The organism is Aeromicrobium alkaliterrae (assembly GCF_039529015.1).
Lineage (GTDB): Bacteria > Actinomycetota > Actinomycetes > Propionibacteriales > Nocardioidaceae > Aeromicrobium > Aeromicrobium alkaliterrae.
On sequence record NZ_BAAAME010000002.1, the window covers coordinates 169,372 to 193,673 of the forward strand.

30 protein-coding genes are annotated in these 24,302 nt (G+C 70.1%); 21 read left to right on the plus strand and 9 right to left on the minus strand.

The features are described from left to right. Window positions 1-42 precede the first annotated feature (42 nt). Complete coding sequence (locus ABD127_RS01795; protein ID WP_344197099.1) at window positions 43-1,152, plus strand: GNAT family N-acetyltransferase; 1,110 nt, start codon at window positions 43-45, stop codon at window positions 1,150-1,152. On the opposite strand, the gene ABD127_RS01800 is transcribed toward ABD127_RS01795, so the two are convergent. Then, window positions 1,149-1,346, minus strand: a complete 198-nt coding sequence (locus ABD127_RS01800) for a hypothetical protein (protein WP_344197101.1) — start codon at window positions 1,344-1,346, stop codon at window positions 1,149-1,151. The two genes, ABD127_RS01795 and ABD127_RS01800, sit on opposite strands and share 4 nt — an antisense overlap. Window positions 1,347-1,448: 102 nt before the next feature. Here ABD127_RS01800 and ychF point away from each other — a divergent pair, with 102 nt between their 5' ends. Then, window positions 1,449-2,537 carry a redox-regulated ATPase YchF gene (ychF, locus tag ABD127_RS01805; RefSeq protein ID WP_344197104.1) on the plus strand — a complete coding sequence of 363 codons (1,089 nt, stop codon included), beginning with the start codon at window positions 1,449-1,451 and terminating at the stop codon, window positions 2,535-2,537. Between the two features lie 15 nt (window positions 2,538-2,552). Here the strand turns inward: ychF and ABD127_RS01810 are convergent, their stop codons facing one another. Beyond that, window positions 2,553-3,392: a hypothetical protein gene (locus ABD127_RS01810; protein ID WP_344197106.1), complete on the minus strand. Its 840-nt coding sequence runs from the start codon at window positions 3,390-3,392 to the stop codon at window positions 2,553-2,555. A 452-nt stretch (window positions 3,393-3,844) separates the two neighbouring features. Between ABD127_RS01810 and ABD127_RS01815 the strand changes: the two genes are divergently transcribed. Genes ABD127_RS01815 through ABD127_RS01825 form a run of 3 tightly spaced genes read left to right on the plus strand, consistent with a single transcriptional unit; the run spans window position 3,845 to window position 5,252 of the window. Then, complete coding sequence (locus tag ABD127_RS01815; protein ID WP_344197108.1) at window positions 3,845-4,483, plus strand: dihydrofolate reductase family protein; 639 nt, start codon at window positions 3,845-3,847, stop codon at window positions 4,481-4,483. A 4-nt stretch (window positions 4,484-4,487) separates the two neighbouring features. Then, on the plus strand, window positions 4,488-4,961 hold the full coding sequence (locus tag ABD127_RS01820) for a P-loop nucleotide/nucleoside kinase family protein (protein WP_344197110.1): 474 nt from the start codon (window positions 4,488-4,490) through the stop codon (window positions 4,959-4,961). Between the two features lie 42 nt (window positions 4,962-5,003). Further along, window positions 5,004-5,252 (plus strand): hypothetical protein, encoded by a 249-nt coding sequence (locus ABD127_RS01825; RefSeq protein WP_344197112.1) that lies wholly within the window; start codon window positions 5,004-5,006, stop codon window positions 5,250-5,252. Window positions 5,253-5,262: 10 nt separating this feature from the next. Here ABD127_RS01825 and ABD127_RS01830 read toward each other — a convergent pair whose 3' ends face one another. Genes ABD127_RS01830 through ABD127_RS01845 form a run of 4 tightly spaced genes read right to left on the minus strand, consistent with a single transcriptional unit; the run spans window position 5,263 to window position 7,321 of the window. Then, window positions 5,263-5,619 (minus strand): iron chaperone, encoded by a 357-nt coding sequence (locus ABD127_RS01830; RefSeq protein ID WP_344197114.1) that lies wholly within the window; start codon window positions 5,617-5,619, stop codon window positions 5,263-5,265. Between the two features lie 37 nt (window positions 5,620-5,656). After that, entirely contained in the window at window positions 5,657-5,797 is a 141-nt protein-coding gene (locus ABD127_RS01835) for a hypothetical protein (RefSeq protein ID WP_344197117.1), read from the minus strand. 45 nt (window positions 5,798-5,842) lie between these two features. Continuing rightward, a complete protein-coding gene (locus ABD127_RS01840) occupies window positions 5,843-6,691 on the minus strand; it encodes an alpha/beta fold hydrolase (protein WP_344197119.1) in 849 nt (282 codons plus the stop codon). 48 nt (window positions 6,692-6,739) lie between these two features. Next, entirely contained in the window at window positions 6,740-7,321 is a 582-nt protein-coding gene (locus ABD127_RS01845; RefSeq protein WP_344197122.1) for a TetR/AcrR family transcriptional regulator, read from the minus strand. A gap of 44 nt (window positions 7,322-7,365) precedes the next feature. On the opposite strand from ABD127_RS01845, the gene ABD127_RS01850 reads away from it, so the two are divergent. The 6 genes from ABD127_RS01850 to ABD127_RS01875 all read left to right on the plus strand — a co-directional run bounded on the left by ABD127_RS01850 (window position 7,366) and on the right by ABD127_RS01875 (window position 11,921). Beyond that, entirely contained in the window at window positions 7,366-8,331 is a 966-nt protein-coding gene (locus ABD127_RS01850) for an SDR family NAD(P)-dependent oxidoreductase (RefSeq protein WP_344197124.1), read from the plus strand. Between the two features lie 672 nt (window positions 8,332-9,003). Further along, complete coding sequence (locus ABD127_RS01855; protein ID WP_344197126.1) at window positions 9,004-10,248, plus strand: DUF6357 family protein; 1,245 nt, start codon at window positions 9,004-9,006, stop codon at window positions 10,246-10,248. Further along, entirely contained in the window at window positions 10,245-10,526 is a 282-nt protein-coding gene (locus ABD127_RS01860) for a hypothetical protein (protein WP_344197128.1), read from the plus strand. The genes ABD127_RS01855 and ABD127_RS01860 overlap by 4 nt, the downstream gene beginning before the upstream one ends. 64 nt (window positions 10,527-10,590) lie before the next feature. Then, window positions 10,591-10,794, plus strand: coding sequence for a hypothetical protein (locus ABD127_RS01865; RefSeq protein WP_344197130.1), 204 nt, complete (start codon window positions 10,591-10,593; stop codon window positions 10,792-10,794). Between the two features lie 219 nt (window positions 10,795-11,013). After that, complete coding sequence (locus tag ABD127_RS01870) at window positions 11,014-11,421, plus strand: DUF805 domain-containing protein (protein ID WP_344197132.1); 408 nt, start codon at window positions 11,014-11,016, stop codon at window positions 11,419-11,421. A 23-nt stretch (window positions 11,422-11,444) separates the two neighbouring features. Beyond that, window positions 11,445-11,921, plus strand: coding sequence for a hypothetical protein (locus tag ABD127_RS01875; RefSeq protein ID WP_344197134.1), 477 nt, complete (start codon window positions 11,445-11,447; stop codon window positions 11,919-11,921). A gap of 9 nt (window positions 11,922-11,930) precedes the next feature. On the opposite strand, the gene ABD127_RS01880 is transcribed toward ABD127_RS01875, so the two are convergent. Further along, window positions 11,931-12,275, minus strand: coding sequence for a VOC family protein (locus ABD127_RS01880; protein ID WP_344197136.1), 345 nt, complete (start codon window positions 12,273-12,275; stop codon window positions 11,931-11,933). A gap of 88 nt (window positions 12,276-12,363) precedes the next feature. On the opposite strand from ABD127_RS01880, the gene ABD127_RS01885 reads away from it, so the two are divergent. From ABD127_RS01885 to ABD127_RS01915, 7 genes are all read left to right on the plus strand, one after another. Beyond that, window positions 12,364-13,161: an alpha/beta hydrolase gene (locus ABD127_RS01885; protein WP_344197138.1), complete on the plus strand. Its 798-nt coding sequence runs from the start codon at window positions 12,364-12,366 to the stop codon at window positions 13,159-13,161. Between the two features lie 67 nt (window positions 13,162-13,228). Next, window positions 13,229-13,774 (plus strand): hypothetical protein, encoded by a 546-nt coding sequence (locus ABD127_RS01890; RefSeq protein ID WP_344197140.1) that lies wholly within the window; start codon window positions 13,229-13,231, stop codon window positions 13,772-13,774. A 29-nt stretch (window positions 13,775-13,803) separates the two neighbouring features. Then, window positions 13,804-14,604: an alpha/beta fold hydrolase gene (locus tag ABD127_RS01895; RefSeq protein ID WP_344197142.1), complete on the plus strand. Its 801-nt coding sequence runs from the start codon at window positions 13,804-13,806 to the stop codon at window positions 14,602-14,604. A gap of 96 nt (window positions 14,605-14,700) precedes the next feature. Next, window positions 14,701-15,048 (plus strand): YciI family protein, encoded by a 348-nt coding sequence (locus tag ABD127_RS01900; RefSeq protein ID WP_344197145.1) that lies wholly within the window; start codon window positions 14,701-14,703, stop codon window positions 15,046-15,048. Then, entirely contained in the window at window positions 15,045-16,319 is a 1,275-nt protein-coding gene (locus ABD127_RS01905; protein WP_344197147.1) for an RNA polymerase sigma factor, read from the plus strand. The genes ABD127_RS01900 and ABD127_RS01905 overlap by 4 nt, the downstream gene beginning before the upstream one ends. Before the next feature lie 9 nt (window positions 16,320-16,328). Further along, window positions 16,329-16,505 (plus strand): hypothetical protein, encoded by a 177-nt coding sequence (locus ABD127_RS01910; protein WP_344197149.1) that lies wholly within the window; start codon window positions 16,329-16,331, stop codon window positions 16,503-16,505. Next, window positions 16,502-16,828, plus strand: a complete 327-nt coding sequence (locus tag ABD127_RS01915) for a hypothetical protein (RefSeq protein ID WP_344197151.1) — start codon at window positions 16,502-16,504, stop codon at window positions 16,826-16,828. The genes ABD127_RS01910 and ABD127_RS01915 overlap by 4 nt, the downstream gene beginning before the upstream one ends. A 23-nt stretch (window positions 16,829-16,851) precedes the next feature. On the opposite strand, the gene ABD127_RS01920 is transcribed toward ABD127_RS01915, so the two are convergent. Together ABD127_RS01920 and ABD127_RS01925 are read right to left on the minus strand one after the other, a co-directional pair. Next, window positions 16,852-17,190 (minus strand): hypothetical protein, encoded by a 339-nt coding sequence (locus ABD127_RS01920; protein WP_344197152.1) that lies wholly within the window; start codon window positions 17,188-17,190, stop codon window positions 16,852-16,854. A 31-nt stretch (window positions 17,191-17,221) separates the two neighbouring features. After that, on the minus strand, window positions 17,222-17,806 hold the full coding sequence (locus ABD127_RS01925) for a hypothetical protein (protein WP_344197154.1): 585 nt from the start codon (window positions 17,804-17,806) through the stop codon (window positions 17,222-17,224). 162 nt (window positions 17,807-17,968) lie between these two features. On the opposite strand from ABD127_RS01925, the gene ABD127_RS01930 reads away from it, so the two are divergent. The 3 genes from ABD127_RS01930 to ABD127_RS01940 all read left to right on the plus strand — a co-directional run bounded on the left by ABD127_RS01930 (window position 17,969) and on the right by ABD127_RS01940 (window position 24,296). Continuing rightward, window positions 17,969-20,458, plus strand: a complete 2,490-nt coding sequence (locus ABD127_RS01930) for a hypothetical protein (RefSeq protein ID WP_344197155.1) — start codon at window positions 17,969-17,971, stop codon at window positions 20,456-20,458. Further along, a complete protein-coding gene (locus ABD127_RS01935) occupies window positions 20,451-21,077 on the plus strand; it encodes a class F sortase (protein WP_344197156.1) in 627 nt (208 codons plus the stop codon). Before ABD127_RS01930 ends, ABD127_RS01935 begins: the two co-directional genes overlap by 8 nt. Window positions 21,078-21,251: 174 nt before the next feature. Next, window positions 21,252-24,296 (plus strand): HtaA domain-containing protein, encoded by a 3,045-nt coding sequence (locus ABD127_RS01940; RefSeq protein ID WP_344197157.1) that lies wholly within the window; start codon window positions 21,252-21,254, stop codon window positions 24,294-24,296. Window positions 24,297-24,302 lie beyond the last annotated feature (6 nt).

The following is a 24,302-nucleotide window of genomic DNA, read 5'->3' on the forward strand; positions in this document are numbered from 1 at the left end:
GCGCGGTGACAAAAGCCCGCAGGCGCCGGGCAGACTGGAGCCGTGTCGAATTTCGAGGAGCCCAGCGTCGAAGCGAGTGCCGACCTGCGGGGCTGGTACCCCGACGTCGTGACGGAGCACTTCACGCTCCGCCCGTACGAGCCGTCCGACGCGCCCGAGGTGCTCGACATCCACTCGCGGATCGACGTCGTGCGCTGGCTCGACAACCCGCCGTTCCACCTCCTCGCCGACGAGTCCGAGGCGCTCGAGCGCATCGAGGGATACCGCGTGCGGGAGGAGAAGGACCCGCTGAGCGTGCAGCGCGCGATCATCTCCCACGACACGGGCCGCGCCGTCGGCTCGGTGCTGATCGCTCCGTGCACGCGGATCGACGGCGGGTTCGTGGGCGAGTACGAGCTGGGCTGGCACCTGCACCCCGATGCGGCCGGGCGCGGATACGCCACGAAGGCGGCGCGGCTGCTGGCGCTCCAGGCGTTCACCGCGGGCCTCGAGGAGCTCGTCATCGGCATGTATCCCGACAACGAGCCGTCGGCGGCGGTCGCGGCCCGGCTCGGGGCGGAGGACCTCGGGATCGGGCCCGACCCCTTCTACGGCGGTGAGGGTCACAACTTCCGGCTGCGTCCCGAGCACCTCGCGCACGTCGAGACCGAGCGGCTCGTGCTGCGCCGCTTCACGCGGCACGACCTCGACTTCCTGGCCGAGCTGTTCGCGATCCCCGAGGTCGCGCGGTGGAGCGGGCCACGTCGGCCCCGCACCCGCGAGGAGGTGCGCACGGGCCTGGCGAACCAGCCGGGCCGCGCCGGCACGCACCCGGCGGCCGGAGTCTTCGCGGTGTGCGTGAAGGGGGAGGACCGGCCGATCGGGCAGGTCGTGCTCGGGCCGCTGCCCGCCAGCGAGGGCGTCGACCGACGCGACCACGAGATCGGGTGGCACCTGCATCCCGACGCCCACGGTCACGGCTACGCCACCGAGGCTGCGCAGGCGCTCGTCGCCCGCGCGGCGGCCGGCGGGATCAACGAGGTCTTCGCGGTCACGGCTCCGGAGAACGCCGCGTCGCAGGCGGTGTGCGCACGGCTGGGCATGAGCGATCTCGGTCTGCGCGACGACTGGTACGACCAGTCCGTGCGCGCCTTCAGGCTCGCGACGTCCTAGCTCTCCAGCAGGAGGAGCACGAGCACGTACAACCCGGCGAACAGGAACGGCACGATCGTGCCGACCACGGCCGCCCAGATGACCCACGGCGGCGTCGGGCCGCCGGGCCGCGTGTTCAGCATCGGCTGCGGCTGGGCCGGGTGGTGCTGCGGCTCAGTCGCCGGTGGGGGCGGGGTCGGATCGGACGTGCTCACACGACCAGGGTGCCAGCAGTCGGGGCCACGCGCGTCGGTTCGGCCGGACCTGCTCCGGGTGAGATTCGGTGCGGCGCAGCGGCCCCAGTAGGCTGTCTCCTCGTGGCTCTCTCCATCGGCATCGTCGGCCTGCCCAACGCCGGCAAGTCCACGCTCTTCAACGCTCTGACCAAGAACGACGTGCTCGCCGCGAACTACCCGTTCGCCACGATCGAGCCCAACGTCGGCGTCGTCGGGGTCCCCGACGAGCGCCTCGGCAAGCTCGCCGAGATCTTCGGCTCGGAGAAGATCCTGCCCGCCACGGTGCAGTTCGTGGACATCGCCGGCATCGTCCGCGGTGCCTCCGAGGGTGAGGGCATGGGAAACAAGTTCCTCTCCCACATCCGCGAGTCCGACGCGATCTGCCAGGTCACCCGCGTGTTCCGCGACGAGGACGTGACCCACGTCGACGGCGAGGTCAACCCCGGCAGCGACATCGAGACGATCTCGATCGAGCTCGTGCTGGCCGACCTGCAGACCGTCGACAACGCCCTGCCGCGCCTCGACAAGGAGTCGCGCAAGGACAAGTCGCTCGTGCCCGTGTTCGAGGAGGCCACCAAGGCCAAGGCGGCGCTCGAGGCAGGCGACGGCGTGCTGAAGGCGGGCCTCGACCTCGACCTGCTGCGCGACCTGCACCTGCTGACCGCCAAGCGGTTCATCTTCGTCTTCAACTGCGACACCGACGAGCTCAACGACGACGCGCTGAAGGACCAGATGCGCGCCCTCGTCGCCCCGTCGGAGGCCGTGTTCCTCGACGCCAAGAGCGAGGCCGAGCTCGTCGAGCTGGGTGACGACGAGGAGGCCGAGCAGATGCGCGCCGAGATGCTCGCCGACCTCGGCATCACCGAGCCCGGCCTCGACCAGCTGGCCCGCGTCGGCTTCTCGACCCTCGGCCTGCAGACCTACCTGACCGCCGGCCCCAAGGAGTCGCGCGCCTGGACGATCCGTCAGGGCGCCACCGCCCCGGAGGCCGCCGGCGTGATCCACACGGACTTCCAGAAGGGCTTCATCAAGGCCGAGATCGTCTCCTTCGACGACCTCGTGGCCCACGGCACGATGAACGACGCGAAGTCGGCCGGCAAGGTCCGCATGGAGGGCAAGGACTACGTCATGGCCGACGGCGACGTCGTGGAGTTCAGGTTCAACGTCTGAGGGGTCTCCAGACGCCTACGGACAACCGGGCCACTCGACGGTGTGCTCGATCCCGTGCTCGTCGAGCACGGTGGACGCAGCGCTCGCGAACGAGGACGAGGGGGCGTCGTCACGTGCGCAGTCGTTCGGAGTACCGATGGTGAGGCTCGCCGTCACGGTGCCGTCCGAGTCGTCGCCGACCGTCATCTCCCGCTCAGCTGTGAAGGACACGACCGGCGTGGCGACTGCGTCCGCTTGAGCAAGAAGCGCGGAGATCTGGCGCAGAGCCTCGGTCAGACGTGCCGGATCGGTCGTGGTCAGCACCCGTGCGCCGCTTCCTCCCACCACGTGGACGACGGTCGGTCCATCGAGGGCTGCCGAGGCGCTGTCGGTCAGGCGTACCGCTTCGTCGAGGACGTCGCTGGTCGAAGCAGAGTCGTGGCCGACCCCGACCGTGTAGCTTTCATCCACCTCGAGCCCGAGGAGGTCGGCGTATGGCGGCGGTTCGGCATCGGTGAACTGCCCCTGCTCGAAGGTCGCCGGATCAAGGTCGAACCAGGCTCCGTCGGGTAGGCCCAGCGCGAAGTCAGCGATCCGACCGAGCTCGTCGTCGGACCGAGGCACGGGCGGCCGAGGGACTCCCCAGCCGTCGAAGATGCGCCGGTCGCGGCCGGGCTGGGTGTAGTTGATCGAAACGGCGTAGCGGACGAGCTCGGGGTCCGTCAGATCCTGTCGGACGCGCTTCATCACGTCGGTCAGCTGCGCGGGGGACAGGTCGGCATCAAGGACGATGTTCATCGTCACCTCGCCACGGGGCCTGGAGGTGCTCTCGGGCAAGGGCAGGTGACGGAAACGAGTCCGGTAGCGCTCGGCCACAGTGGCTTCCGCGGAGGTGACTCCTGGCAGAGCCTCCGCTGCCTCGGCCGCGCTGGTCGCTGTCGCATGTCCCGCGCCAAGGCCGAGGACCTGAGGGCCGTAGTAGGCGCCGAGAGCCGCCAGGATGAGGCCGATGGTGACGACTGCGAGGCGACGGACGCGGCGCCCCCTCGTTCCTCGGTCCGCCGGCTCTGTCATTCCGCTCCGTCCTGACCGGGTCCGCGACGTGCATCCCAATTGAGACGCGACGATACCGGTCCCCTGCCGCGGCAGTCTCAAGAGTCGCAGCAGACTTCCGCGCCTGCGACAGTGCTGCACGAGACAGCAGAGGTTCCGCTTCAACGTCTGAATCCGACAAGCCGCGAATCGGCCTCGATTCGAGGAGCACCTAGACCTCGCGCCTGCGCGACCCTAGGGTCCAAGCGAGTCGAACTGCCACCTCAGGAGCCGTCATGTCGCGCACGCGTGTCCACAACCTCATGGTTTCCTCGGATGGCTTCGCCGCTGGTGGCCACGTCACGCTGGAGCAGCCGATCGGTGGGGCGGAGGCGATCTTCCGCTGGTTCGACGGCCGGGTGATCCATGGCGTGCACGGAATCGACGAGCCCGTGACGGTCGACCGCGCGATGTTCAGCATGTGGGGCCAGGGCATCGGGGCCGAGATCATGGGCCGCCGCAAGTACGGCCCGCAACAGGGCGAGTCGCCCGACGACGGATGGCAGGGCTGGTGGGGTGACGCCCCGCCGTTCCTCACGCCGGTCTTCATCCTGACGCACCACCCGCGTCCGTCGATCGAGTTCGAGAACGGCACGAGCTTCCACTTCGTCGACGCCTCGCCGGAGGAGGCGTTGCGCCTGGCGCAGGACGCAGCCGGCGGCGCCGATGTGCGGATCGGGGGCGGTCCGTCGACAGTGCGCCAGTTCCTGCAGGCCGATCTGGTCGACTTCCTGCACCTGGTGATCGTGCCGATCGTGCTCGGCTCAGGCGTGCGCATCTGGGACGACCTGCCGGGCCTCCAGGAGCGATTCGACGTCGAGTCGGTCAGCACCTCCAGCGGGGTGACGCACCAGCTGTGGAACCGAAAGCGCTGAGCGCATGGCGCGGCTGGTCCTCATGTGTGGCTTGGCGGGTGCGGGCAAGTCGACCTACGCCCGAGCACTGGAGTCGCGCGGCTGGCGGCGGTTCTCGATCGATGTCGAGATGTGGCGGCTGGGTCACGACGAGTCCACGACGGACCTGGATGAGCTGGCTGCGGGCATTCGAGCCGCGCACCGCCAAGAGATCGCGCAGGCCCTTGATGCCGGCCAGGACGTGGTGGTCGACTACTCGTTCTCGTCGAGGTCGCAGCGCGACGACTACCGGGCGCTCGGACGCGCTCACGGTGCCGTCGTCGAAGTCGTCTACCTCGAGACGGCCGAGCACGTCCTGCGGCGCAGGTTGGCTCACCGCAGGGGAGGGCATGCCGACGATGTGATCGTCGAGCCGGAGCTGTTCGAGCGACATCGTGCCGGATTCGAACCCCCGGACGATGACGAGCCGGACGTCACCGTGATCTCCACCCTCGACTGAGCGGCACGGCTCGATCACCACGCCGGACGGCATAGTTCTGCCATGAGCTCCGATGACGACCTCGTGCTGCAATTCATCCCCGCCTTGGTGGCGATCCTGCTGAACGCCGAACGCGAGAAGGGCAGTCCGCTCGCGGAGGAAGAGGTGCTCGAGATCCGCGACGGCGCGACGTGCATGCGCCTGCCGCGCTCCTCGGCTGAGGCGGTGGCGGCGCAACGTGGCTACGACGACCTCGACCCGGAGCGGGTCTGGGAGCAGTGGCAGTCCGTGCGGACCCAGTTCGAGGACTAGGGCGCCAACGTCAGCCGACGATGTGGTCGCGGGACGTCTGGGCGAGCCTCACCACGAGGTCGTCCGGGATCGACCTGCGCGCCGAGAAGGTGACGCCGGTCTTGGTGGCCTTGAGCCCCGCCTCAGCGATCTCGTCGGCGTGGGCCGCGATCGCCGGGCCGAGGACGTACAGGCCCATCTGCTTGCTGAAGGCGGCGTAGCTGGCGACGACCTTGCCGCCGATCGCGAACCCCGGCATGTTGTAAGCCGTCATCTCGTCCGCGTCGGGCAGGGCCCCGCGCAGCAGGTCCCGGAGGTGGCTGAGCGCCGGCCCGAACGCCTCCGGCGCCCCGGCGATGTAGGAGTCGTGGTCGGGGATCGAGGTCATGTCTCAGTGTCGCTCCGGCGGGAGGCCGCTCGCGACCTCAGCGCGGCTGACCACCGCTTCGTCGAGCCTTGACGTTCGCGACGGCGCGCTTGATGCGGGCCTGGTTCTGAGGCTTGCGGGCCTGGTCGTAGACCATCTTGGCCACGCCGAATGCCCCGGCCTTCTTCATGATTCCCATGACTCAGGCTAAGTGCGCGGAGCCCACCCCGCTCGTCCGCAGAAGTCAGGCGTCGGACGCGATGAACTCGCGCAGGATGCGGGCGAAGCGGTCGGGGTCGTCGAGGTGCGGGAAGTGCCCCGCGCCGTCGAAGATCTCGACCTGGCAGTCCGGCAGCGACTCCTCGACGCTGCGGGCGTGGGCGGCGGGGATCATGTGGTCCTTCGAGCCCCACACGATCAGCGTCGGGATGGGCAGCGAGCCCTCGAGGTGGTCGTGCGCGCTGATGCTCTGCCCGCCGATGTCGATCACGGCACGCGTGGTGGCGAGGAAGGCGCGCCGGCTCTCGCGGTCGCCGAGCGAGCTGAAGCCCCGCCAGATCGCGCGGATGTCGGCGCCCGGCCGCCACCCGGCCTTCGACGCGGCCTTGCCCAGCGCCTCGATCGGCGACAGGACAGGCGCCGACGCCGCGACGCTCAGCACCTGGGCTGCGCCGGGGAGAGTCGCAGCACGCAGGGCCACGTTCACCTCGCGGCCCAGGCCACCACTCGAGACCAGCACGAGCCGCTCGACCCGCTCGGGGAAGAGGTAGAAGAACTGCATCGCGATGCCGCCGCCGAGGGAGTGCCCCACGAGCGTCACGCGGTCGACGCCGAGGTGGTCCAGCAGGTCGCGCATCGTCGCGGCGTGGGAGCTGAGCGAGTAGTCGCCCATCGGCTTGGCTGACTCGCCGTGGCCGAACAGGTCGGGCAGCACCACACGGTGGTCGTCGTCCATCCGGTCGACCAGGTGCGACCACTGCTGCTGCGAGCCGAGGATGCCGTGGATGAAGAGCACGACCGGCCCCTCGCCTCGGTCGGCGTAGGAGAGCTCGTGTCCGTGGAGCACGACCTTCTGAGGCGTGGTGTGGGGCATGGCGCTCACGGTAGCCGCGCGGGGGTCGCTCCGCCGGATCTGCGACCGCTACGGGCGCGCGGTCGTGAAGGCGCGCGCCACCGTCCCGCGCAGTGCCGCGCGGCGACGGTCGTGCTCGGCCTCGTCGTCCTCCGGTGCGGCGGTGACCGTGCCGCTGAGCGGCGACCACGAACCGGCGATGCCGATGACCATCGCGTAGACGACGTCGGGCGCGAGTCCGTCGACGACCAGGCCGTCGCGCTGGGCCTGCTGGAGCGCGTCGCGCTTGGGCTCCGTGAGGGCTCCGTGGCCGGCCAACAGGTCGCCGGTCGGGACCCGCTCAAGCCGGTTCCATCCGACGAGCCGGATGATCTCGGGATCGGTCAGGTAGCTGTCGTAGAGGGCGACGGCGTACCCGGGGAGGTCGTCCGCCGTGAACGGGACGGCGTCGACGATGCGGTCGAGCTGCGCGGCGAAGACGGCGTCGAACAGGCCGTCCTTGGAGCCGAACCAGGCGTACATCTGCTGTTTGTTGACCTTCGCCGACGCGGCGATGCGGTCGACGCGCGCACCGGCCAGGCCGTGGGCTGCGAACTCCTGGGTGGCCGCGTCCAGCAGTCGTCGCCGACTGGCGTCTCCGTCCCGAACCATGACTCGACCCTACAGCCAACCAACTAGTTGGTAACGTTGCTGGCATGGCTAGTTCGGAACAGATCACCAGCCCGTTCGACGACTCCACGACTGCGCTGGAGGTCGTGGACGGTGTCGACCTGACGGGGAAGCGAGCCCTCGTGACCGGGGGAGCGTCCGGCATCGGCATCGAGACCGCCCGCGCGCTCGCCCACGCCGGCGCGCAGGTCACGCTCGCGGTGCGCGACGCTGCGGCGGGCGACGCTGCGGCGGCTGACATCGCCCGCACCAGTGGACGCGACGACGTCCGCGTGGCGCCGCTCGACCTCGCCGACCTCGCCTCGGTCGACGCGCTGACGCAGGCGTGGTCGGGCCCGCTCGACATCTTGGTCAACAACGCCGGCGTGATGGACACCCCGTTCGGCACCACGGCCCAGGGCTGGGAGCAGCAGCTGGGCGTCAACCACCTCGGTCACTTCGCCCTCGCGACCGGACTCCACGCGGCGCTCGCCGCTGCCGATCGGGCCCGCGTCGTGGCGGTCTCGTCCAGCGGCCACGCGGCCTCGCCGATCGTGTTCGACGACCTCTTCTTCGAGCGCCGCGACTACGACCCTGGCCTCGCCTACGGCCAGTCGAAGACCGCCAACTCCCTGTTCGCCGTCGAGGCCACGCGCCGGTGGGCGGGCGACAGCATCACGGCCAACGCCCTGATGCCCGGTGGCATCTGGACGCCGCTGCAGCGTCACTGGTCGGCCGAGAAGCGGGCCGCCGCCGAGGAGCAGTCGCGCCAGGCCGAGGCGGCCGGGCTCTTCCGGATGAAGTCGCCTGAGCAGGGTGCGGCCACATCCGTCTTCCTCGCCACGTCGCCGCTCGTCGACGGTGTCGGAGGCCGCTACTTCGAGGACTGCCGCGAGGCGACCGTCGTCGACCAGCTCGAAGGCATCCACGGCGTGATGCCCCATGCGCTCGATCCCGACGACGCCCGACGCCTCTGGGACGTCTCCGAGCAGCTGCTCGCCGCGGCACGTTAGGCGATGCACCGAACCCTTCGGGGCCGGCATTAATCGGATCGACCACTGGATCCTAGGAACCGCCTGCCGCTTGCGGGAAACGTGCATCGAGTCCTCGAGCAATCCAGATCGAGTGGACAGTCTTTCCGAGAAGGATCATCTCTGGGTGCTTGAAGGTTGACGACTTGAGTCGGTTGCAAACGAGGCAGCAGATGACCACGTTGTCCGTCGTGTAGGGCCGAGAGGAGTCGAGTCGGTCGAGTCCGAGCCGAAGTCCCGGCTTTCCACTCGGATTAGGGATTTGCATTGAAACGTATGCCGGTTCTGCGATCCCGCAGTAGAAGCACCGGCGACTGTCAGCAGGACCGAACACGGTCAGGACCTCGTCACGCGACATCTCTATGGCAGCACCCCGTCCCTTGCTGTTGCTTACAGTGACGTCATAGAGCTCACAGCCCTTGCACTTCTGACGACTGGGCGCAGCGAAGTCTGCCCCAGGCAACTGCCTCCTACAGCCACGGCACTCTCTGTTCTCCATTCGGTGAATGTAAGCGACACAGTGCCGAAGTTTGGCCCTAAGGGTGCTGCGACCGCGACAGCTTTGGCCGCACTGCCGGAGGCTTGTCTCGTGTGGCAAGGAATGCGCGGCCACCCTCGCTCGTCCGGGGTGCGATCCGGCAGTACGTTCGACCTGTGTCGGACATTGTGCTCACGCGTACCGGCTGGATCCCTCGCGTCGTCCGGGACGGTGACGGGCTGCGGCTCCAGCTCGGGGCCGGGGCGAACGCCAACCACGACCCGCGGACGTTCTCGTTCCCGATCTCCAAGGCGCACCTCGACGTCCTGCGAGACGACCTGGCGCGGCACCTGCTGCTGTGGGTCGCGGTGCTGCCGCTGTGCAGCGCCGCGGGCACGGAGGGGCCGCTCGACGAGGACGCCGCGGTCGCGCTGCTCGACCCGATCCTGCTCGGTTCGCCCGCCGAGGTCGACGCCTTCCTGCGCGACGTCCCGACCGAGCTCATCACGCTCGTCCGGTACGGCGCCGACATCGCGCTGATGGAGCGCGGCCAGCTGGTCGAGTCGCTGCACGCGGCGACCGAGGAGGCCGACATCCAGCGGGCGCAGACGTACGTCGCGAACCGTCAGCGGGCCAAGCGCGGCGTGGTGCTGGCGCCGCTCGACGAGGCCGTCCTGAAGTACGTCGGCCACTACATCCACGGCTCGACCCGTCCCGGCCGCAACCCCGACGCGGTCGATCCGGAGCTGCTGCCCGAGGTGCTCGCTGTCGTCGCCACGGCGGAGCAGGCGGCCGAGGGCCTGGAGATCCACCGCGATCCTCGCCGCGGCAAGCACGCCACCGACAAGCAGGACTGGAAGCGGATGACCACGGCCGTCGAGGAGGCCTTGGGGCGCGACCACGGCCGGCTGGCTGCCGACGCGGTCCGCTCGGTCGCCTTCCTGATCTGCTCCGAGGCGGCCGACCGCACGAAGAACAGCCCCGAGCCCGACCGGGTCGTCGGCCCCGGCGCCAAGACCGCGCTGACCTTCACCGACGAGGACGGCGGCGACGAGCAGGAGTGGCGCGCGAACGACTCCACCCAGGGCGCCGCGGCCGCGTTCTGGGCGTTCGTGACCGAGCACTCCGGCAACGACGTCTTCACGGTCGAGGACAAGAACCTGGGGGAGGGCGTCCAGGTCCACTTCTACGCCGACACCGCCGCCCGGGTCACGACGGCCGTGCCGGGCCGGAACGGCGCGGAGCCCCAGTACCGCGTCGAGTACGCCCTCGTCGACGGGATGAGCGGGTACCGGGCCCTGCTGGACACCTTCGTGGGCGGTGGCTGCGCGGCGCTCGACCCGCACGGGCCGTGGATGCTGGATCCCGAGGAGCTTGAGCGTGCGCGCAAGGGTCGAGATTTGGGGAAGTCTCGCCCGTGAATGCCCCGGTCGACCTCAGCGAGGCGGTGGTGCTCTTCCTCAAGCGATACCCGAGCAGCAACAGCGCGGAGTTCGAGGCCACCGTCTCCAGCGAGGCGACCCGCTCCGAGGTGCAGTCGCTGCTCGACGAGACGATGGCGGTCCCGATCGAGTGGGACGAGAAGTCCCTGGTCGAGATCGGCGACGAGGTCGTCACGGTGATGCGGGAGCGTCACCCGGACCTGTCGGAAGCCGCGCTCCGGAAGCTGGGCAGTTACTTCACGTACCTCGTGAAGTGAGGGCAACCGGCGTGGGGGAACGAGCGGCCCTAGGTTGGACGGACCGAGGACAGCAGGTGATCACATGCCGATGCGACGGCGACCACCGTGGGCGCGGACCGCGTTGCAGCTCAACGCCGCAGCCCTCTGCATCTGCGCGTTCGCGGCAGCGGCCGGCGCCTTCGTCTCCGGACGCTCGGGCGACCTCGGCATCTCGATCGCGTGCATCGCCGTCGCGGCGCTGTCAGTGTTCGGCGCGCTGACGTCGCTCCGGGAGTCGGAGAAGTAGGCGGGCGCTATCCCTGCTCGCGGCCGGGCAGAGGGCTGCCAGCCAGGAATGCCTCGTAAGCCTCCCGAGCGATCTACGCGGGACCTTGGTCGGTGTTGTGGCCCGTCGTCAGCTGGACATGATCGGTTCGCCCATGGGCCAAGAGCAGAGAAACCGTCCGCCAGCGTCAGCCTCTCGCTACCTTGTGAGCAGCCTGTCCACCTCTGCCTCGGAGAAGCCGTGAACCTGCAGCAAGCCGTCACCAGCGTCCTGTCCCAGTACGCGACGTTCACCGGTCGCGCGCGCCGCTCCGAGTACTGGTTCTGGGTGCTGGCAACGGTCATCGTCTCGATGGTGACGACCGTGATCGACCTGATCATCGGTTCGGACCTCGCGGGCTCCGGCACCGGCGTCGTCGGTCTGGTATTCACGCTGGCCACCTTCATCCCGTCGTTCTCCGTCGGTGCGCGCCGGTTGCACGACACCGGTCGCTCCGGCTGGCTCCAGCTGCTGTATCTCGTCCCGATCGTCGGCTGGATCCTCCTCATCGTCTGGTGCGTGCAGGACTCCCACCCGGACAACGTCTACGGCCCGAACCCGAAGGCCCACGAGATCGCGGCCTACCCGCCGCCCCCGCCCGCGGTCTGACCGCAGCGCGAGGTGTGCGTGGAATGACGACCGAGAGCCCTGTTCGCTTCTGGAGCAGGCCGTTGGCGTGGGCGGTCGGAGTCGTGGTCTTCGGAGCGGGTGCGGGAGTCGTCTCGTTCTTCGGCTTCCTCGTGCGGTGGGCGGTCTCGCCGAGGTCGGAGGTCACCGAGATCGTCGCCGTGCTGATCTTCTGCGCGCTGTACGCGACGTGGATCGCCTTCGCAGCCTTGATCATGGGCGTGCCGGTGGTCGGCCTCCAGACGTTGGCGAGTGCCTCCGCGCCAGGCCTGCCGCACACCGCAGTGGTGGCGCTCGCGACGGGGGTGGGAGTGGCCGTCTGCCTCTTGCTCGCCGCACTCGGGATGTGGGCGATCAACGAGAGCGCGTCGTCGGCGGGGCCGATCGACGTCGTGGGCCTGCTGCCAGTGGCACTGATCCTCTCGGTGCCGATCTGCTTCTCGACCTCAGTGCTGATCGGTCGAGCACACGTCGCTCGCTAGTAGCGGCCATCACGTGTGCATGCCGACGTTGACCACGCGACCCGAGGCGTCGCGATAGAAGAAGCGCGTGACGCCCCACGGCTCGAACGTCAACGGGTGCACGATCTCGACGTCGGCCCCGATCGCTGCAGCGAGCGCGGCGTGCACGTCGTCGACGAAGACCGAGACATCGGGGTTCACGCTGGCCGTGGCGTCGCCGGTCATCAGGCTCAGCTGGTGACCGTCGGCATCGGCAAGCGTGACGATCCAGCCGTGGTCCATGACGACCTCGAGCCCGAGCACGTCCCGGTGCTGCCGCACGGCCACGCTGATGTCGTCGACCAGCAGGTTGGGGACCACCCGTTCCACCCTCATCGTTCGAGTGAAACAGAGGTCGGAGCCGACTGCGATGTCGTCGGTCAAAACCGGGACAGGCCGCAGTCCGCGCTGCCATGCTCCCCGGATGACAGCGCTCGATGCCATCCGCCTCATCGCCGACGATCCGCAGGCCGAGATCGTCCTCGTCCACGGCGCGTGGCACGGCCCGTGGTGCTGGCACGAGGGCTTCGCGCAGCGGCTGGCCGAGCGAGGAATCTCCTCGACGGCCGTGGGCCTGCGCGGACACGGCGGCTCGACCGACGGCGTCACGCTCAACCGGATGCGGATGCGTGACTACATCGACGACGTCGTCGCGGTGCTGACGGGCCTCGGCCTCGAGACCCCGCCGTTCGTCGCCGGCCACTCGATGGGCGGCGCCGTCGTGCAGGGCATGCTCGCGCGCGACAACCGTCCGGCGATCGCGGGCGCGGCGCTGCTCGCGTCGATGCCCCCGCGCGGCGTCATCGGCGTCACGATCGACATCGCGATCCGCAGGCCGGCCGACTTCCTCCGCGGCAACCTGACGCTCGACCTGGGCCTGCTGGTGCGGCGGCCGGAGGACGTGCGGCACCTGTTCTTCCGCCCCGAGACGAGCCAGGACGTGGTCGACCTGACCACGGCGAACGTGAAGTCCGAGTCCTACCGCGCCTTTCTCGACATGCTCGTGCTCGACCGTCCCAAGCCGCGTCCCGTCGACGTGCCGCTGCTGGTGCTGGGCGCGCAGGAGGACGTCATCTTCCCGCCGTCGGACGTGTTCGCCACGGCGTGCGCGTGGGGGACCGAGCCCGTCATGCTGCCGAGCCTCGGGCACGACGTCATGCTCGACGACGGCTGGGAGCGCGTCGCTGACACGCTGGCCGACTGGGTGCTGGCGCACGCCTAGGGTGGGCGCAGCGGGCTGACCGGCCCGCCGCCACACCACCGACGCAGCCCTGCCGCTGGAGGCCTCCGTGCTCACCGAGTTCGTCCGCGACCACGCGTTCACGATCGCCTGGTTCGGTCTGATGACGATGGTGTGGTTCGGGTGGGGCCAGGAGGACCCGCCGGAGCCGTGGCGCTGGCGCCTCGGCGTCGGCTCGGGCCTTGGCATCGCCCTCGCGGGCGTGTTCGGATACGCCGTCGCGATCCGATGGGACGACGGCAGCGCCCTGGACGACCGCTACGCCTGGTTCGGCGTGGTCGTCGGACTCGAGGTGCTCGCGGCCGGCATCGGTTGCCTCGTCCTGTGGCGCCGGGGCGCGGAGCGGTGGATGGCGTGGTGGGTCGCCGTCGTGGTGGCGGTGCACTTCGTGCCGTTGGCGTTCTTCCTGGAGGACGCCTCGATCGCGGTCCTCGCGCTGGTGCAGGGCGTCGCGCTGACGGCGTTGCTGCCGCGTCTGCGCACGGTCGACGGGCCCACGAGCCGACTGGTCGGGCCGGTGATGGGCGCGACGCTCCTGACCTTCGCGCTGCTCTCGGCCGTCGTGTTCCTCGCGGGCACGGGCTCGCCGTTCTAGGTTGGGACGAGCGAGGGGGAGGGGCGCACATGACGCAGCAGCGCGCGCACGTGGTGCGGCGAGGGTCCGGGATGCCCGTCGTCTTCGTGCAGGGCAACGGCGTCGACCACCGGCTCCTGCTCGACCTGGACGACGTCTTCGAGGCGGACGGCCGGTTCGAGCGCTTCCACCTCGACCTTCCCGGCTTCGGGCAGACGTCGCCGCTCGACGGGCTCGGGGGCTTGCCGGAGATCGCCGACTGGCTCGACGAGGTCATCGGCGAGCAGGTGGGCAGCAGACCGTTCCTGCTCGTGGCCTGCTCGCTCGGCGGACTCCTGGCGCGGGAGGTCGTCCGTCGCCGCTCCGACCAGTGCGCGGGCTTCGCGATCCTGGCGCCGGTCGTCGACTCCGTCCGGGAGAACCGCCGGGTTCCCGAGCACGTCGTGCTGGAGGAGGAGCCCGGCCTGCTCGCCACGATCCCGCCCGAGCACGTCGAGCTGTTCGCGCCCCTCGCGGTCATCCGCACGCGGGCCACGTGGGAGCGGTTCGCGTCGGCAGCCCTGCCGGGCCTGCTCGCCGCCGATGCCGAGGCGATGGAGCGGCTCGACCAGCGGTACTCCCTCGAGGAGCTGCCCGACGAGGCGATCGACGGCTACGACCGGCCGGTGCTGATCGTGGCGGGCCGCCAGGACGCGGTCGTGGGCTGGCAGGACCAGGTCGAGCTGGCCCGACGATTCCCGCGCGCCACGGTGGCCGTGCTCGACCGCACCGGCCACAACACCCACCTCGAACGGCCGGCGCTGGTGCGGGCCCTGCTCACGGACTGGCTGACGGCGATCGAGGCCGGCTGAAAGTTTTTTTCGGCGATGTTGTCGTATTCGGGTCCGTGCGTTCGATGACACAGTGAGAGGCAGCCACCGGGTTGCCGCACACGAGAGGTCACGACCATGACGCGCTACATGCTTTCCGTCCACCACACCGGCCCCTACGCCCCGATGGACACCCCGGAGGCCCAGGCCATGATGGCCGCCACGGGCGTATTCACCGAGAAGCTCAAGGAGACCGGCAAGTGGGTCTTCGTCGGCGGCCTGGAGCCGCTCGACACGGCGACCAAGGTCGACGGCCGCGACGGCCAGGTCACGATCGTCGACGGCGCCTTCACCGAGAGCAAGGAGTACCTCGGCGGATTCTGGGTGGTCGACGCCGACGACCTCGACGAGGCCCTCGAGCTCGGCGCCCAGGCCTCGAAGGCGTGCGGCGACCCGATCGTCGTCCGCCCCTTCCACGGCGCATGACCCACGAGCCGCTGCTCCTCGCGGAGGTCGAACGGGCCTACCGCGAGGAGCACGGCCGGGTCGTCGCAGCGCTCACGCGGCGCTTCGGCGACCTCGACCTCGCCGAGGACGCCGCGAGCGAGGCCCTCGTCGCCGCGCTGGAGCAGTGGCCCACCGGCGGCATCCCACCCAACCCCGGCGGGTGGCTCACGACGACCGCGATGCACCGCGCGATCGACCGGATCCGTCGCGAGTCGCACCGCGACGCCAAGCACCAGGCGGCCCTCATGATCACCGACGACACCCCGCACGCCCCGACCGGCGTGGTCGAGGACGACCGCCTCCGGCTCATGTTCACGTGCTGCCACCCGGCGCTGCCCGCCGAGGCTCGCGTGGCGCTGACGCTGCGGATGCTCGGCGGGCTCACGGTCGCCGAGATCGCGCGGGCGTTCCTGGTGCCGGAGACCACGATGGCGCGGCGCATCACCCGCGCGAAGGGCAAGATCAAGGCCGCCAACATCCCGTTCCGGATCCCCGACGAGACCGCTGTCGCGCAGCGGCTCGGGGCGGTGCTCGACGTCGTGCACCTGGTGTTCAACGAGGGCTACCTCGCTGGCGCGGGCGACGACCCGATCCGGGCCGACCTCACCACCGAGGGCATCCGTCTCGGACGCCTCATGCGGGTGCTGCTGCCCGAGGACGGCGAGGTCGCCGGGCTCCTGGCGCTGATGCTGCTGATCGACGCTCGGCGCGACGCCCGCGTCGCCCGAGGCGCGTTGGTCACCCTGGACCAGCAGGACCGCGCCGCCTGGGACCGCGAGCAGATCGCCGAGGGCCACGCGCTGGTGAGGGAGTGCCTGCAACGGGTCGCTGCCGGGGGAGCGGCACCCGGTCAGTTCCAACTGATGGCGGCGATCAACGCCGTGCACACCGACGCGGCCGACCCGCGGAACACCGACTGGGGCCAGATCGCCGCGCTCTACGACCAGCTCTACGCGGTCACCCCCACGCCGGTCGTGGCCCTCAACCGGGCCGTCGCGATCGCCGAGCTCGACGGTCCTGACGTGGCGCTCGCGATCGTCGACCGGCTCGACCTCGACGGCTACCACGCGTGGCACGTGACCCGCGCCGACCTGCTGCGACGGCTCGGCCGCAGCGCGGACGCGAGAGCGGCATACGACGCGGCGATCGCCGCGACCGAGAACCCTGCCGAGCGTGCCTACCTCGCGCGCCGCCGCGCGGAGCTGGAGGAAGTCGACGATTCTGCCCCGCGTGAGCCCGAGCGGCCGTAATCTCCTGCCATGCTCCGATCCCTGCTGGTCTTCCTCCTGACCTACGTGGCGCTGTTCGTGCTCGTAGTGATCCCGTTCGGTCAGGGCATCGGCTCGCCGGAGCTGGCGGTTCTGTCGGCCATCGCGGTCGTCATCACGATCGTCGACCACCGCAGGCACCACGCGAAGGTCGCGGCGCGCGGGTGACCTCCGAGACGGTCACCGACCGGCCGCCGGTCGCCCGCTACGGCGTGTGGTGGTGGGTCACGCTCACCTACGTCACGCTGCTGCTCGGGTACTCCGGAGTCATCCTCCTGAGCCGCGCCGTGATGGTCTCGGTCACCCTGGACGGCTCAGTTCACGTCTGGCGACTGGTCATCGGGCTGGTCCTCGCGTGCGTCCTGCTGCTCGTCTCGATCGCGTTGGTGTCGGGTTCTGGACCCCGCCGTCTCTGGACGATCTCGGCGCTCGCGACCGTTACCTTCATGGCGCACTGGTTGGTCGACACGATCGGCATCAACGGGCTGTAGGACTGGCCGCGAAACGTGGCGCCTCAGTCGTCTTCCACGGTGATGCCCTGCAGCTCAGGTGGCAGAGGGAACTCGTCGGGCATGGCCACGTCGTCGCCGAGCGGCGCGTACTCCAGGCACGACAGTCGACCATCGTTCGCGAACAGCATGATGAGTGCGCTGTCCGTGTAGGCCTCGGTCAGGAGAGTCACACCCTGCTTCGTGCCGGGATGGGCGAAGTCGATCGTGAGACAACCGCATCCGCAGGTACCCGACACGCGAACGGTCTCGACCTGGGCGCGGTACTTCTCGACGCCGTCGAAGTCGACCGACAACATGGCGGTGAGCGCTGCTCGTTCGCGGGCTGACGTCGGACGGCTCATGACGGCATCGTCCCACTGCCTCGTCCGGTGGTTAGCGCTTGACGCGCGTCTTCGGCGGCGCGGGCACCGGGTCGCCCCACTGCTCGAGCGCCTCGACGTAGCGTCCGCCGCACTCGATGCGCGTGATTCGATCGAGGCGCCAGCGATCCGACCAGTCGTCCCAGACGCCGTTGGGATTGATGAACTGGAGATCCAGCCGCTTCTGACCGACACGACGGATCTTCCCGAGGTACATGGCGCCGTCGTTCCAGAGCTCGAGGTGGACGTTCATCAGACCTCCCCGAGCCTCGACGGCCTGGAGGAGCTCGCGAGTCGTGTCGTCGCGCTGGCAGCCGAACGGGACGGGCGCCACACCGAGGTCGGCGTGGGCGCGCTCGATGTAGTCCGACTTGTGGCTGCGCTCGACCTTCCTCAGCAGGTCGAGGCGAAGCATCACGACACCGTCCGGGTAGACGCCGTCGACGAGGTCCAGCACGACGACCCAGGTACTGGTGAGTCCGATGACGATTCCCTCGGTCCGGTAGGCGTCGACCTCCCGGCGCAGGACCAGGACCGGCGTCCTGTTCTCGAGGGACTCCTCGAGCAGACGAAGCATCTTCTTGCGGGACGTGGCCATGGCGACATCCTCTCGCGGGCGTGCCTCCGCGGTGGTCGGTTTCTCCACAGGGCTTGGCCGTCCACAGGCGGGGAATCGGCCGTCGCGGACTGCTGAGCGGTCCACCTAGCGTCCGTCGCAGGTCGCCCATCGGGGGTGATCCGGCCGACGAGGGGGACACCCATGAGCAAGCACCTGACCGACGACGCGCGCCGCAGGGTGCGCTCCCGGAAGCGGCGCACGGTCGTGGTGCGGAGCGCGCTGCTCGGCATCGTGATCGGCGCCGGATGGCTGGCGGCGCCCGCGTCGGCCGCCATCGAGCGCGTCGCGGGCAAGGCGCACGCCGACACCTACATGGGCGTCGAGGCGATCCACGGCGTCGTGGGTGTGTGCACCGGCAACGGTCGTGCCTCGCCGACGGTGGTGACCCCGGCGACGCGGGTCTACGCACCCACGTCGGCGTGGGCGCTCAACCACGTCATGAACGGTGACGGCTCGAACCTCGACGACACGACGGGCGCGGCGATCGCGACGATCGTGAAGAACGACCCGGCCGTCCCGAGCAACCACAAGAACCCGACGCCCGACGTCGGCGTGGGTGCCCGGGTGAACCAGATCGTCGCCGAGGCAAACGCCTACGCCGGCGAGCGCTCGATCCCGCTGGCGCTGGCCACGAGCTCGGTGCCTCCGGGCCTGACGTGGCAGCTGGACGGCGTGGGCGTGAAGGCGCCGGGTGGTTGGCTGCCGGGTCGGCTGATCACGCTGACGATTGAAGGTCCGGTCGTCTTCGAGTCGACCGGCACGCGGTCAGTCACCGTGACCTCCGCGACGAGTCCGCAGGCTCTGGCGCTCCGCAGCACCGGCCACGGCACGTTCACGGTCAGGGCCGACACGTCGGTGCCGTCGAACTTCGTCAACGCCCACGACGCCCAGAGCGCGGGGCACCAGCGGATCACGACCCGGGTCGGCGACGAACCCCTCAGCGGCTCGACGTCGGCGGAGGCCGTCTTCGACTACCAGCCGTCGGCCGTCACGAACACCAGTGTCCTGACCGCCGCCGAGGTCGGGGTGCGGGTGCACGACACGCTCACGATCACGGGTGCTGAACCTGGCTCGACGCTCTCGGGTCGCTCGGCCCTCTTCGGACCGCTCGCCACGAAGCCGGTCCAGTCGGATGCGGCTCCCGCCGGCACGCCGTTGGTGGGCATCGCGGAGTTCACGGTCACGACCGACGCGAACGGGGCGGCGACCGTCGACACGTCGGCGCTCACGCTGCCCGCGCCCGGCTACTACGTCTGGCGGGAGGAGATCGACGGCGACCCCGAGACGACGCCCAGCCCGCGCAACCTCGGGTTCCGTGGTCCCTACGGAGTCGGCGCCGAGACGTCGCTCGTCGCGCCGCCGCCCGAGGTCGTCACGCAGGTCAACCGGCAGGAGGTGCTGGTGGGCCAGCCCATCAGCGACACCGTGACGATCAGCGGCACGATCTACGACGCCGACGGTCTTGGGCCGATCACCCACCAGGTCTCCGGGCGTCTGCACGGTCCCGTCGCCCCGGTGGACGGCCGGTGTGCCGAGGTCGACTGGACGAACGCCCCGGTCGCGCTCGAGTTCGGGCCCCTCGCCGTCAGCGCCACGCAACAGACCCTGACGGGCGTCGGCGAGTTCACGCCCTCCGAGCGCGGGTGCTTCTCCTACGCGGAGACGCTGGTCTCGACCAACAGCCAGGGCGCGGAGATCTACCGCGTCGACCATCCGGCGGGCCGCGCCGAGCAGACCACGCTCGTCTCGGTGCCGGAGGCCGTCACGCAGATCAGCGACTACGTCGTCGCGCCGGGGGAGTCGTTCAGCGACACCGTCACGGTCACGGGCAACGCCGGCGAGTCCGGCACGTTCGTCGCGACGCTGTGGGGGCCGGTCGCTCCCGACCCGCAGCTGGGCTGCTGGTTCGGCACCGAGCGGTGGGCCGGGCTCGTCGCCTCCGGCGAGGCGAAGCCTCTCCACTCCGAGACCCTGCCGTTCACCGGCGACGGCGACGTCACCACCTCGGAGGTCACCGTGACCGATCTCGGCTGCTACACCTGGTCGGAGACGTTCACGTTCGACAGCGCGCCACACGTCGAGCTCGAGACACCGCCCGGCATGGAGACTGAGACCGGCATGGTCGCCCAGCCGGCGATCGCGACCGAGGCGAAGGCTGACTCGCCCCACCTCGGCGCTCGGATGCACGACGTCATCACGCTCTCGGGCACCCAGGGGCAGCCCGGCACGCTCACCGCCGACGTCCTCACCGCGCCGCCGATCGACGGTCGCTGCGACGACGTCGACTGGGAGGCCGACGGCACGAAGGCGGGTGAGATCGACCCGATCCCGACGACCGCCGACGGGGTCTTCACCTCCAGCACGACCGTGATCGACGGGGACGAGGCCCGGTGCGCGACCTTCGTCGCGGCCTGGACCCCTGACCACGAGAAGCTCATCGAGGCCGCCGTCGCCGACCGACCCGGTCTGCCGTCGGAGACGCTCTTGTTCATCCCACGGACGCCGACGGTGTCGGCGGGCATCCCGCCGATCGCCTCCTCGCCGGTGCTGCTGACCGTCGGACTGTTCCTGATCGGCGGTGGTGCCTGCTCGACCGTGTGGCACTTGCGCCGCCGGAGCCACCGTGGGTGAGCGTGGATCGCGGGTGCCGCTCGCGGCCGGTGCCGTGGCGGTCCTCGTGGGTGCGGTGCTGGCCGTGCTCGGTCGGCCGGACGCTGCCCCGCCGCCGGTCCGACCGTTCGACGTGCCCGACCCGGTCCCGCGAGGACCGTCGTCGACGCCGGCCATGAGCGCCGAGGACATGGCGCCGGGCACGATCTTCATCCCGTCGCTCCAGGTCTACGCGCCGATCGAGCCCGTCGGCGTCGTGGGTGGCGCGCTGCAGGTCCCGCGTGATCCGGGCGTGGTCGGGTGGGACGACGAGAGTCCGGGGCTGGCGGCCGACGCCGGATCGACGTTCCTGGCCGGACACGTCCAGGTACGGGGTCAGCGGGGGGCACTGCACGCGCTGCCGCAGGTCGCTGCGGGATCCCGCATCTTCACACGGGACGAGACCGGCGTGCTGCGCACGTGGGTCGTCTCGTCGTTGCACGAGTCGCGGCGCAAGGTCATGGCCCCCGAGTACTTCGCGACGACGGGGGAGCGTCGCCTGACCCTCGTGACCTGCACCGGGCCCGTGGTCCGGTCGAACGGCCTGCGCAGCTTCCGCGACGCGGCGGTCGTCACGGCCATCCCGCTGCCCCAGGCCTGAGGGGTGATGTCCTCGGACGTCCGACCATCTGGTGAGATGACGACTCGTCAGCACGATTGCCTGAGACTAAGGTAAGGGTAACCAAAGTAATCCGGCCCAGAACGATCAGGTCTGTCATCGGGGGCTCGGCCGGTTGGTGTCTTTCCGCTGCCTTCGAACAGGAGTCACTTCCGCATGTCCGCACGCCCTCTCCACGCCCGCGTGGCCTCACCGCCGCGGCCCGCTCCCGTCCGATCGATCGCGCTCGCGAGCACTGTCCTGATGATGCTGGGCCTCCTCGTCGCCACCGCGATGCCGGCCCAGTCCGCGCCCACCAACATCTCCGGAGCGACCCTCGACTGGGGTGTCAAGGAGTCCTTCCGCAATTACGTCGTCGGGCCGATCGCCCACGGCACGATCTCGACCTCGAACGGAGCCAGCCAGAACGCTGACGGCACCTTCCGCTTTACGGGCGGCACCGGAACGTTCGACGACGCCGGCAACCTGACGACCATCACCTTCGCCGGCACCGTCAGCTTCGACGGTCACGACGGTGCGCTCGACTTCGACCTCAGCAACCCGCGGGTCGAGCTGACCGGCGGGCAGAGCGTGGTGCGCGCCACGATGGTCAGCAAGGACATGACGTCGGGCGAGGTGAAGACCTACGACAACGTCGCCGTAGCCAACCTCGACGTCGATTCCGGCACCTATGCGGCGTCGGGCGGCACCTCCGACTGGACCGGCATCCCCGCGACCCTCTCGGCCGCCGGAGCTCCGGCGTTCGCGGGCTTCTATGCCGCAGGCACCGCCCTCGACGCCCTCACCTTCAGCTACGCCGGACCGGGCGGCGAGCCCGTCCCCGTCGACGAGACCTTCGCGCCTCAGGGCCAGTCGTCCTGGGCCAACACGAGCGTCCTCCACAGCGACTTCGCAGGCAACGGCCTCGAGTACGACACCGACCACGACTGGATCTGGACGTCGAGCTACAACACGGGTCAGGTCGTGGCCTTCGATGCCGAGACGCTGGCGAAGACCGTCAACGTCACGATTCCGGGGCAGAACCCCCGCAAGGTCGTCTACTCGCCGGCCAACGACCGCGCCTACGTCGTCGACACCAAGGTCACGGTGCTGGGCCAGAACCAGGCGGGCGACTGGGCCGTCCTGGAGACGCTCGACGTCCCCGGAGGAGGCGCGAGCAACGACATCACGGTCAACCCGCTGACGGGCGAGGTCTGGCTGTCGTGGCAGCAGGGCACGCCCTCGATCCGCGTCTTCACGCTGGGCGCCGACGGCACCCACACCTACCGCGACATCGCCTACCCCGAGGGCTCGACCCCCGGCGCGGTGCTGTTCTCGTCGGCCGGTCACGCCGTCGTGATCGGCACGACCTACCAGGCGCAGCAGGTCCCGGCGTTCCGCATCGTCGGTGAGGCGGGCAGCGAGGCGTTCGAGCCGATCGCCGGCGTGCTCGGCGGCACCGGGTACTCGCTCCTGGCCGACGGGACCCTGGTGCAGGCTGCTCCGGACTACACGAACTACCCCGTCGTGCTCTCCGGTGTGAACCGTTGGAACCTGACCGCGGACGGTTATGTCGCGGGCGAGCCGATCCTGCCGTTCGGCCTGACGCCCGACGTCGGCGCTGGGCAGTCGAGCTTCAACGGTGACGCGAGCCTGTTCACGGGCGTCAGCACGAACCGACGCGAGCTGCGGATGTTCGTCGACGGCGTGCCCAGCGCCGTCCGCGGTTTCGGCACGACGATCAGCTCCAACGTGGTGCACGACGGCACCGTCTACGTGCTCTCGGCCAACCGCTACGTGCACCGTCTCGAGCTGGCGGGCTACACGCCGTCCTTCGCGACCAACCCGTCCTCCACGACGCTCGCGCTGCGTGCTGGGCGCACGAGCGGCATCGTGCGGTTCACCGCCTCGTTGACCAACCTCGCCGAGGGCACGCTGCAGTGGCAGCGCAAGGCTCCCGGCAGCGGTCGTTTCGTCGACGTGCCCGGCGCGACGGACGGGACCCTCCAGGTGACGGCCGGCTCCGACGACGCAGGTGCGCAGTTCCGCGCAACTGCGACGAATGCGCAGGGCAAGGTCGTCTCCGGGGTCGCCACTCTCGACGTCACGATCGCGCCGCAGGTCGACGCGCAGCCGCAGTCGCTCACCGTCACCGAGGGTGCCCTGGCGCGGTTCACGGTCGGCTTCAGCGGCTTCCCGGCACCCGCGGTGACCTGGGAGCGCGAGGTCAACGGGTTCTGGCAGCCAATCGGTGCGAACGACCTCAACTTCGTGACGCAGGAGAACTCGCTGATCGTGGTCGAGACCGACGTCGCGCAGACAGGGGCCAGGGTGCGGGCCACGGTGCAGAACCGCGTCGGCACGGTCCGGTCCGACGCCGCGACCCTTACGGTCAAGGCGGCGGGGCAGGTCGACCCGACCCAGCCCGTCATCACGACGCAGCCGAAGTCGATCACGGTCGCCCAGGGCGCCGACGCGACGCTGACCGTGGCGGCAGAGGGAGGACAGCTGGGCTACACGTGGCAGAAGCAGTTCGGGTCGTTCTGGTTCCCGATCGCCGACGCCACGGCCCCGGCGCTGACGCTCGACGCGGCCACGCCCGAGGACGCGGGATCGTTCCGGGCCGTCGTCAGCAACGCCGCCGGCCAGGCGACCTCGCAGGTCGCGACGGTCGCGGTCGCGGACCGGTTCGTCGACGTCCCGTCGGCGCACACCTTCGCGACGGAGATCGCCTGGTTGGCGGCCTCAGGCATCACGACGGGCTACGACGACGGCACCTTCCGCGGCTCGAACGCGGTCCTGCGCGAGCAGCTCGCGGCGTTCCTGCACCGGTACGCCGGCTCGCCGGAGGTGGAGCTGCCGGAGGCGTCTCCGTTCACCGACCTCGTCTCGTCGCACGCGTTCTTCGAGTCGATCGTGTGGTTCGACGAGCAGGGCATCACGACGGGCTACGCCGACGGCACGTTCCGTGGGGACGAGCCGGTGTTGCGCGAGCAGCTTGCGGCGTTCCTCTACCGGGTGGCGGGCTCGCCGGAGGTGGAGCTGCCGGAGGCGTCGCCGTTCGTCGACGTGCCGACGACGCACACCTTCTACCGCGAGATCGTGTGGCTGAGCCAGCAGGGCATCACGACCGGTTACGCCGACTCGACCTTCCGCGGGTCGCAGCCGGTACTGCGGGAGCAGATCGCCGCGTTCCTGTACCGGTTCGACCGCCTGGCGTGACGTGAC

Excerpts from the sequence above, each read along its gene's own strand:
- ABD127_RS01815 (WP_344197108.1), top strand. The coding sequence starts at position 3,845 with ATGTCGCGCACGCGTGTCCACAACCTCATGGTTTCCTCGGATGGCTTC.
- ABD127_RS01820 (WP_344197110.1), top strand. The coding sequence starts at position 4,488 with ATGGCGCGGCTGGTCCTCATGTGTGGCTTGGCGGGTGCGGGCAAGTCG.
- ABD127_RS01825 (WP_344197112.1), top strand. The coding sequence starts at position 5,004 with ATGAGCTCCGATGACGACCTCGTGCTGCAATTCATCCCCGCCTTGGTG.
- ABD127_RS01830 (WP_344197114.1), bottom strand. The coding sequence starts at position 5,619 with ATGACCTCGATCCCCGACCACGACTCCTACATCGCCGGGGCGCCGGAG.
- ABD127_RS01835 (WP_344197117.1), bottom strand. The coding sequence starts at position 5,797 with ATGGGAATCATGAAGAAGGCCGGGGCATTCGGCGTGGCCAAGATGGTC.
- ABD127_RS01840 (WP_344197119.1), bottom strand. The coding sequence starts at position 6,691 with ATGCCCCACACCACGCCTCAGAAGGTCGTGCTCCACGGACACGAGCTC.
- ABD127_RS01845 (WP_344197122.1), bottom strand. The coding sequence starts at position 7,321 with ATGGTTCGGGACGGAGACGCCAGTCGGCGACGACTGCTGGACGCGGCC.
- ABD127_RS01850 (WP_344197124.1), top strand. The coding sequence starts at position 7,366 with ATGGCTAGTTCGGAACAGATCACCAGCCCGTTCGACGACTCCACGACT.
- ABD127_RS01865 (WP_344197130.1), top strand. The coding sequence starts at position 10,591 with ATGCCGATGCGACGGCGACCACCGTGGGCGCGGACCGCGTTGCAGCTC.
- ABD127_RS01875 (WP_344197134.1), top strand. The coding sequence starts at position 11,445 with ATGACGACCGAGAGCCCTGTTCGCTTCTGGAGCAGGCCGTTGGCGTGG.
- ABD127_RS01880 (WP_344197136.1), bottom strand. The coding sequence starts at position 12,275 with ATGAGGGTGGAACGGGTGGTCCCCAACCTGCTGGTCGACGACATCAGC.
- ABD127_RS01885 (WP_344197138.1), top strand. The coding sequence starts at position 12,364 with ATGACAGCGCTCGATGCCATCCGCCTCATCGCCGACGATCCGCAGGCC.
- ABD127_RS01895 (WP_344197142.1), top strand. The coding sequence starts at position 13,804 with ATGACGCAGCAGCGCGCGCACGTGGTGCGGCGAGGGTCCGGGATGCCC.
- ABD127_RS01900 (WP_344197145.1), top strand. The coding sequence starts at position 14,701 with ATGACGCGCTACATGCTTTCCGTCCACCACACCGGCCCCTACGCCCCG.
- ABD127_RS01905 (WP_344197147.1), top strand. The coding sequence starts at position 15,045 with ATGACCCACGAGCCGCTGCTCCTCGCGGAGGTCGAACGGGCCTACCGC.
- ABD127_RS01910 (WP_344197149.1), top strand. The coding sequence starts at position 16,329 with ATGCTCCGATCCCTGCTGGTCTTCCTCCTGACCTACGTGGCGCTGTTC.
- ABD127_RS01920 (WP_344197152.1), bottom strand. The coding sequence starts at position 17,190 with ATGAGCCGTCCGACGTCAGCCCGCGAACGAGCAGCGCTCACCGCCATG.
- ABD127_RS01925 (WP_344197154.1), bottom strand. The coding sequence starts at position 17,806 with ATGGCCACGTCCCGCAAGAAGATGCTTCGTCTGCTCGAGGAGTCCCTC.
- ABD127_RS01930 (WP_344197155.1), top strand. The coding sequence starts at position 17,969 with ATGAGCAAGCACCTGACCGACGACGCGCGCCGCAGGGTGCGCTCCCGG.
- ABD127_RS01940 (WP_344197157.1), top strand. The coding sequence starts at position 21,252 with ATGTCCGCACGCCCTCTCCACGCCCGCGTGGCCTCACCGCCGCGGCCC.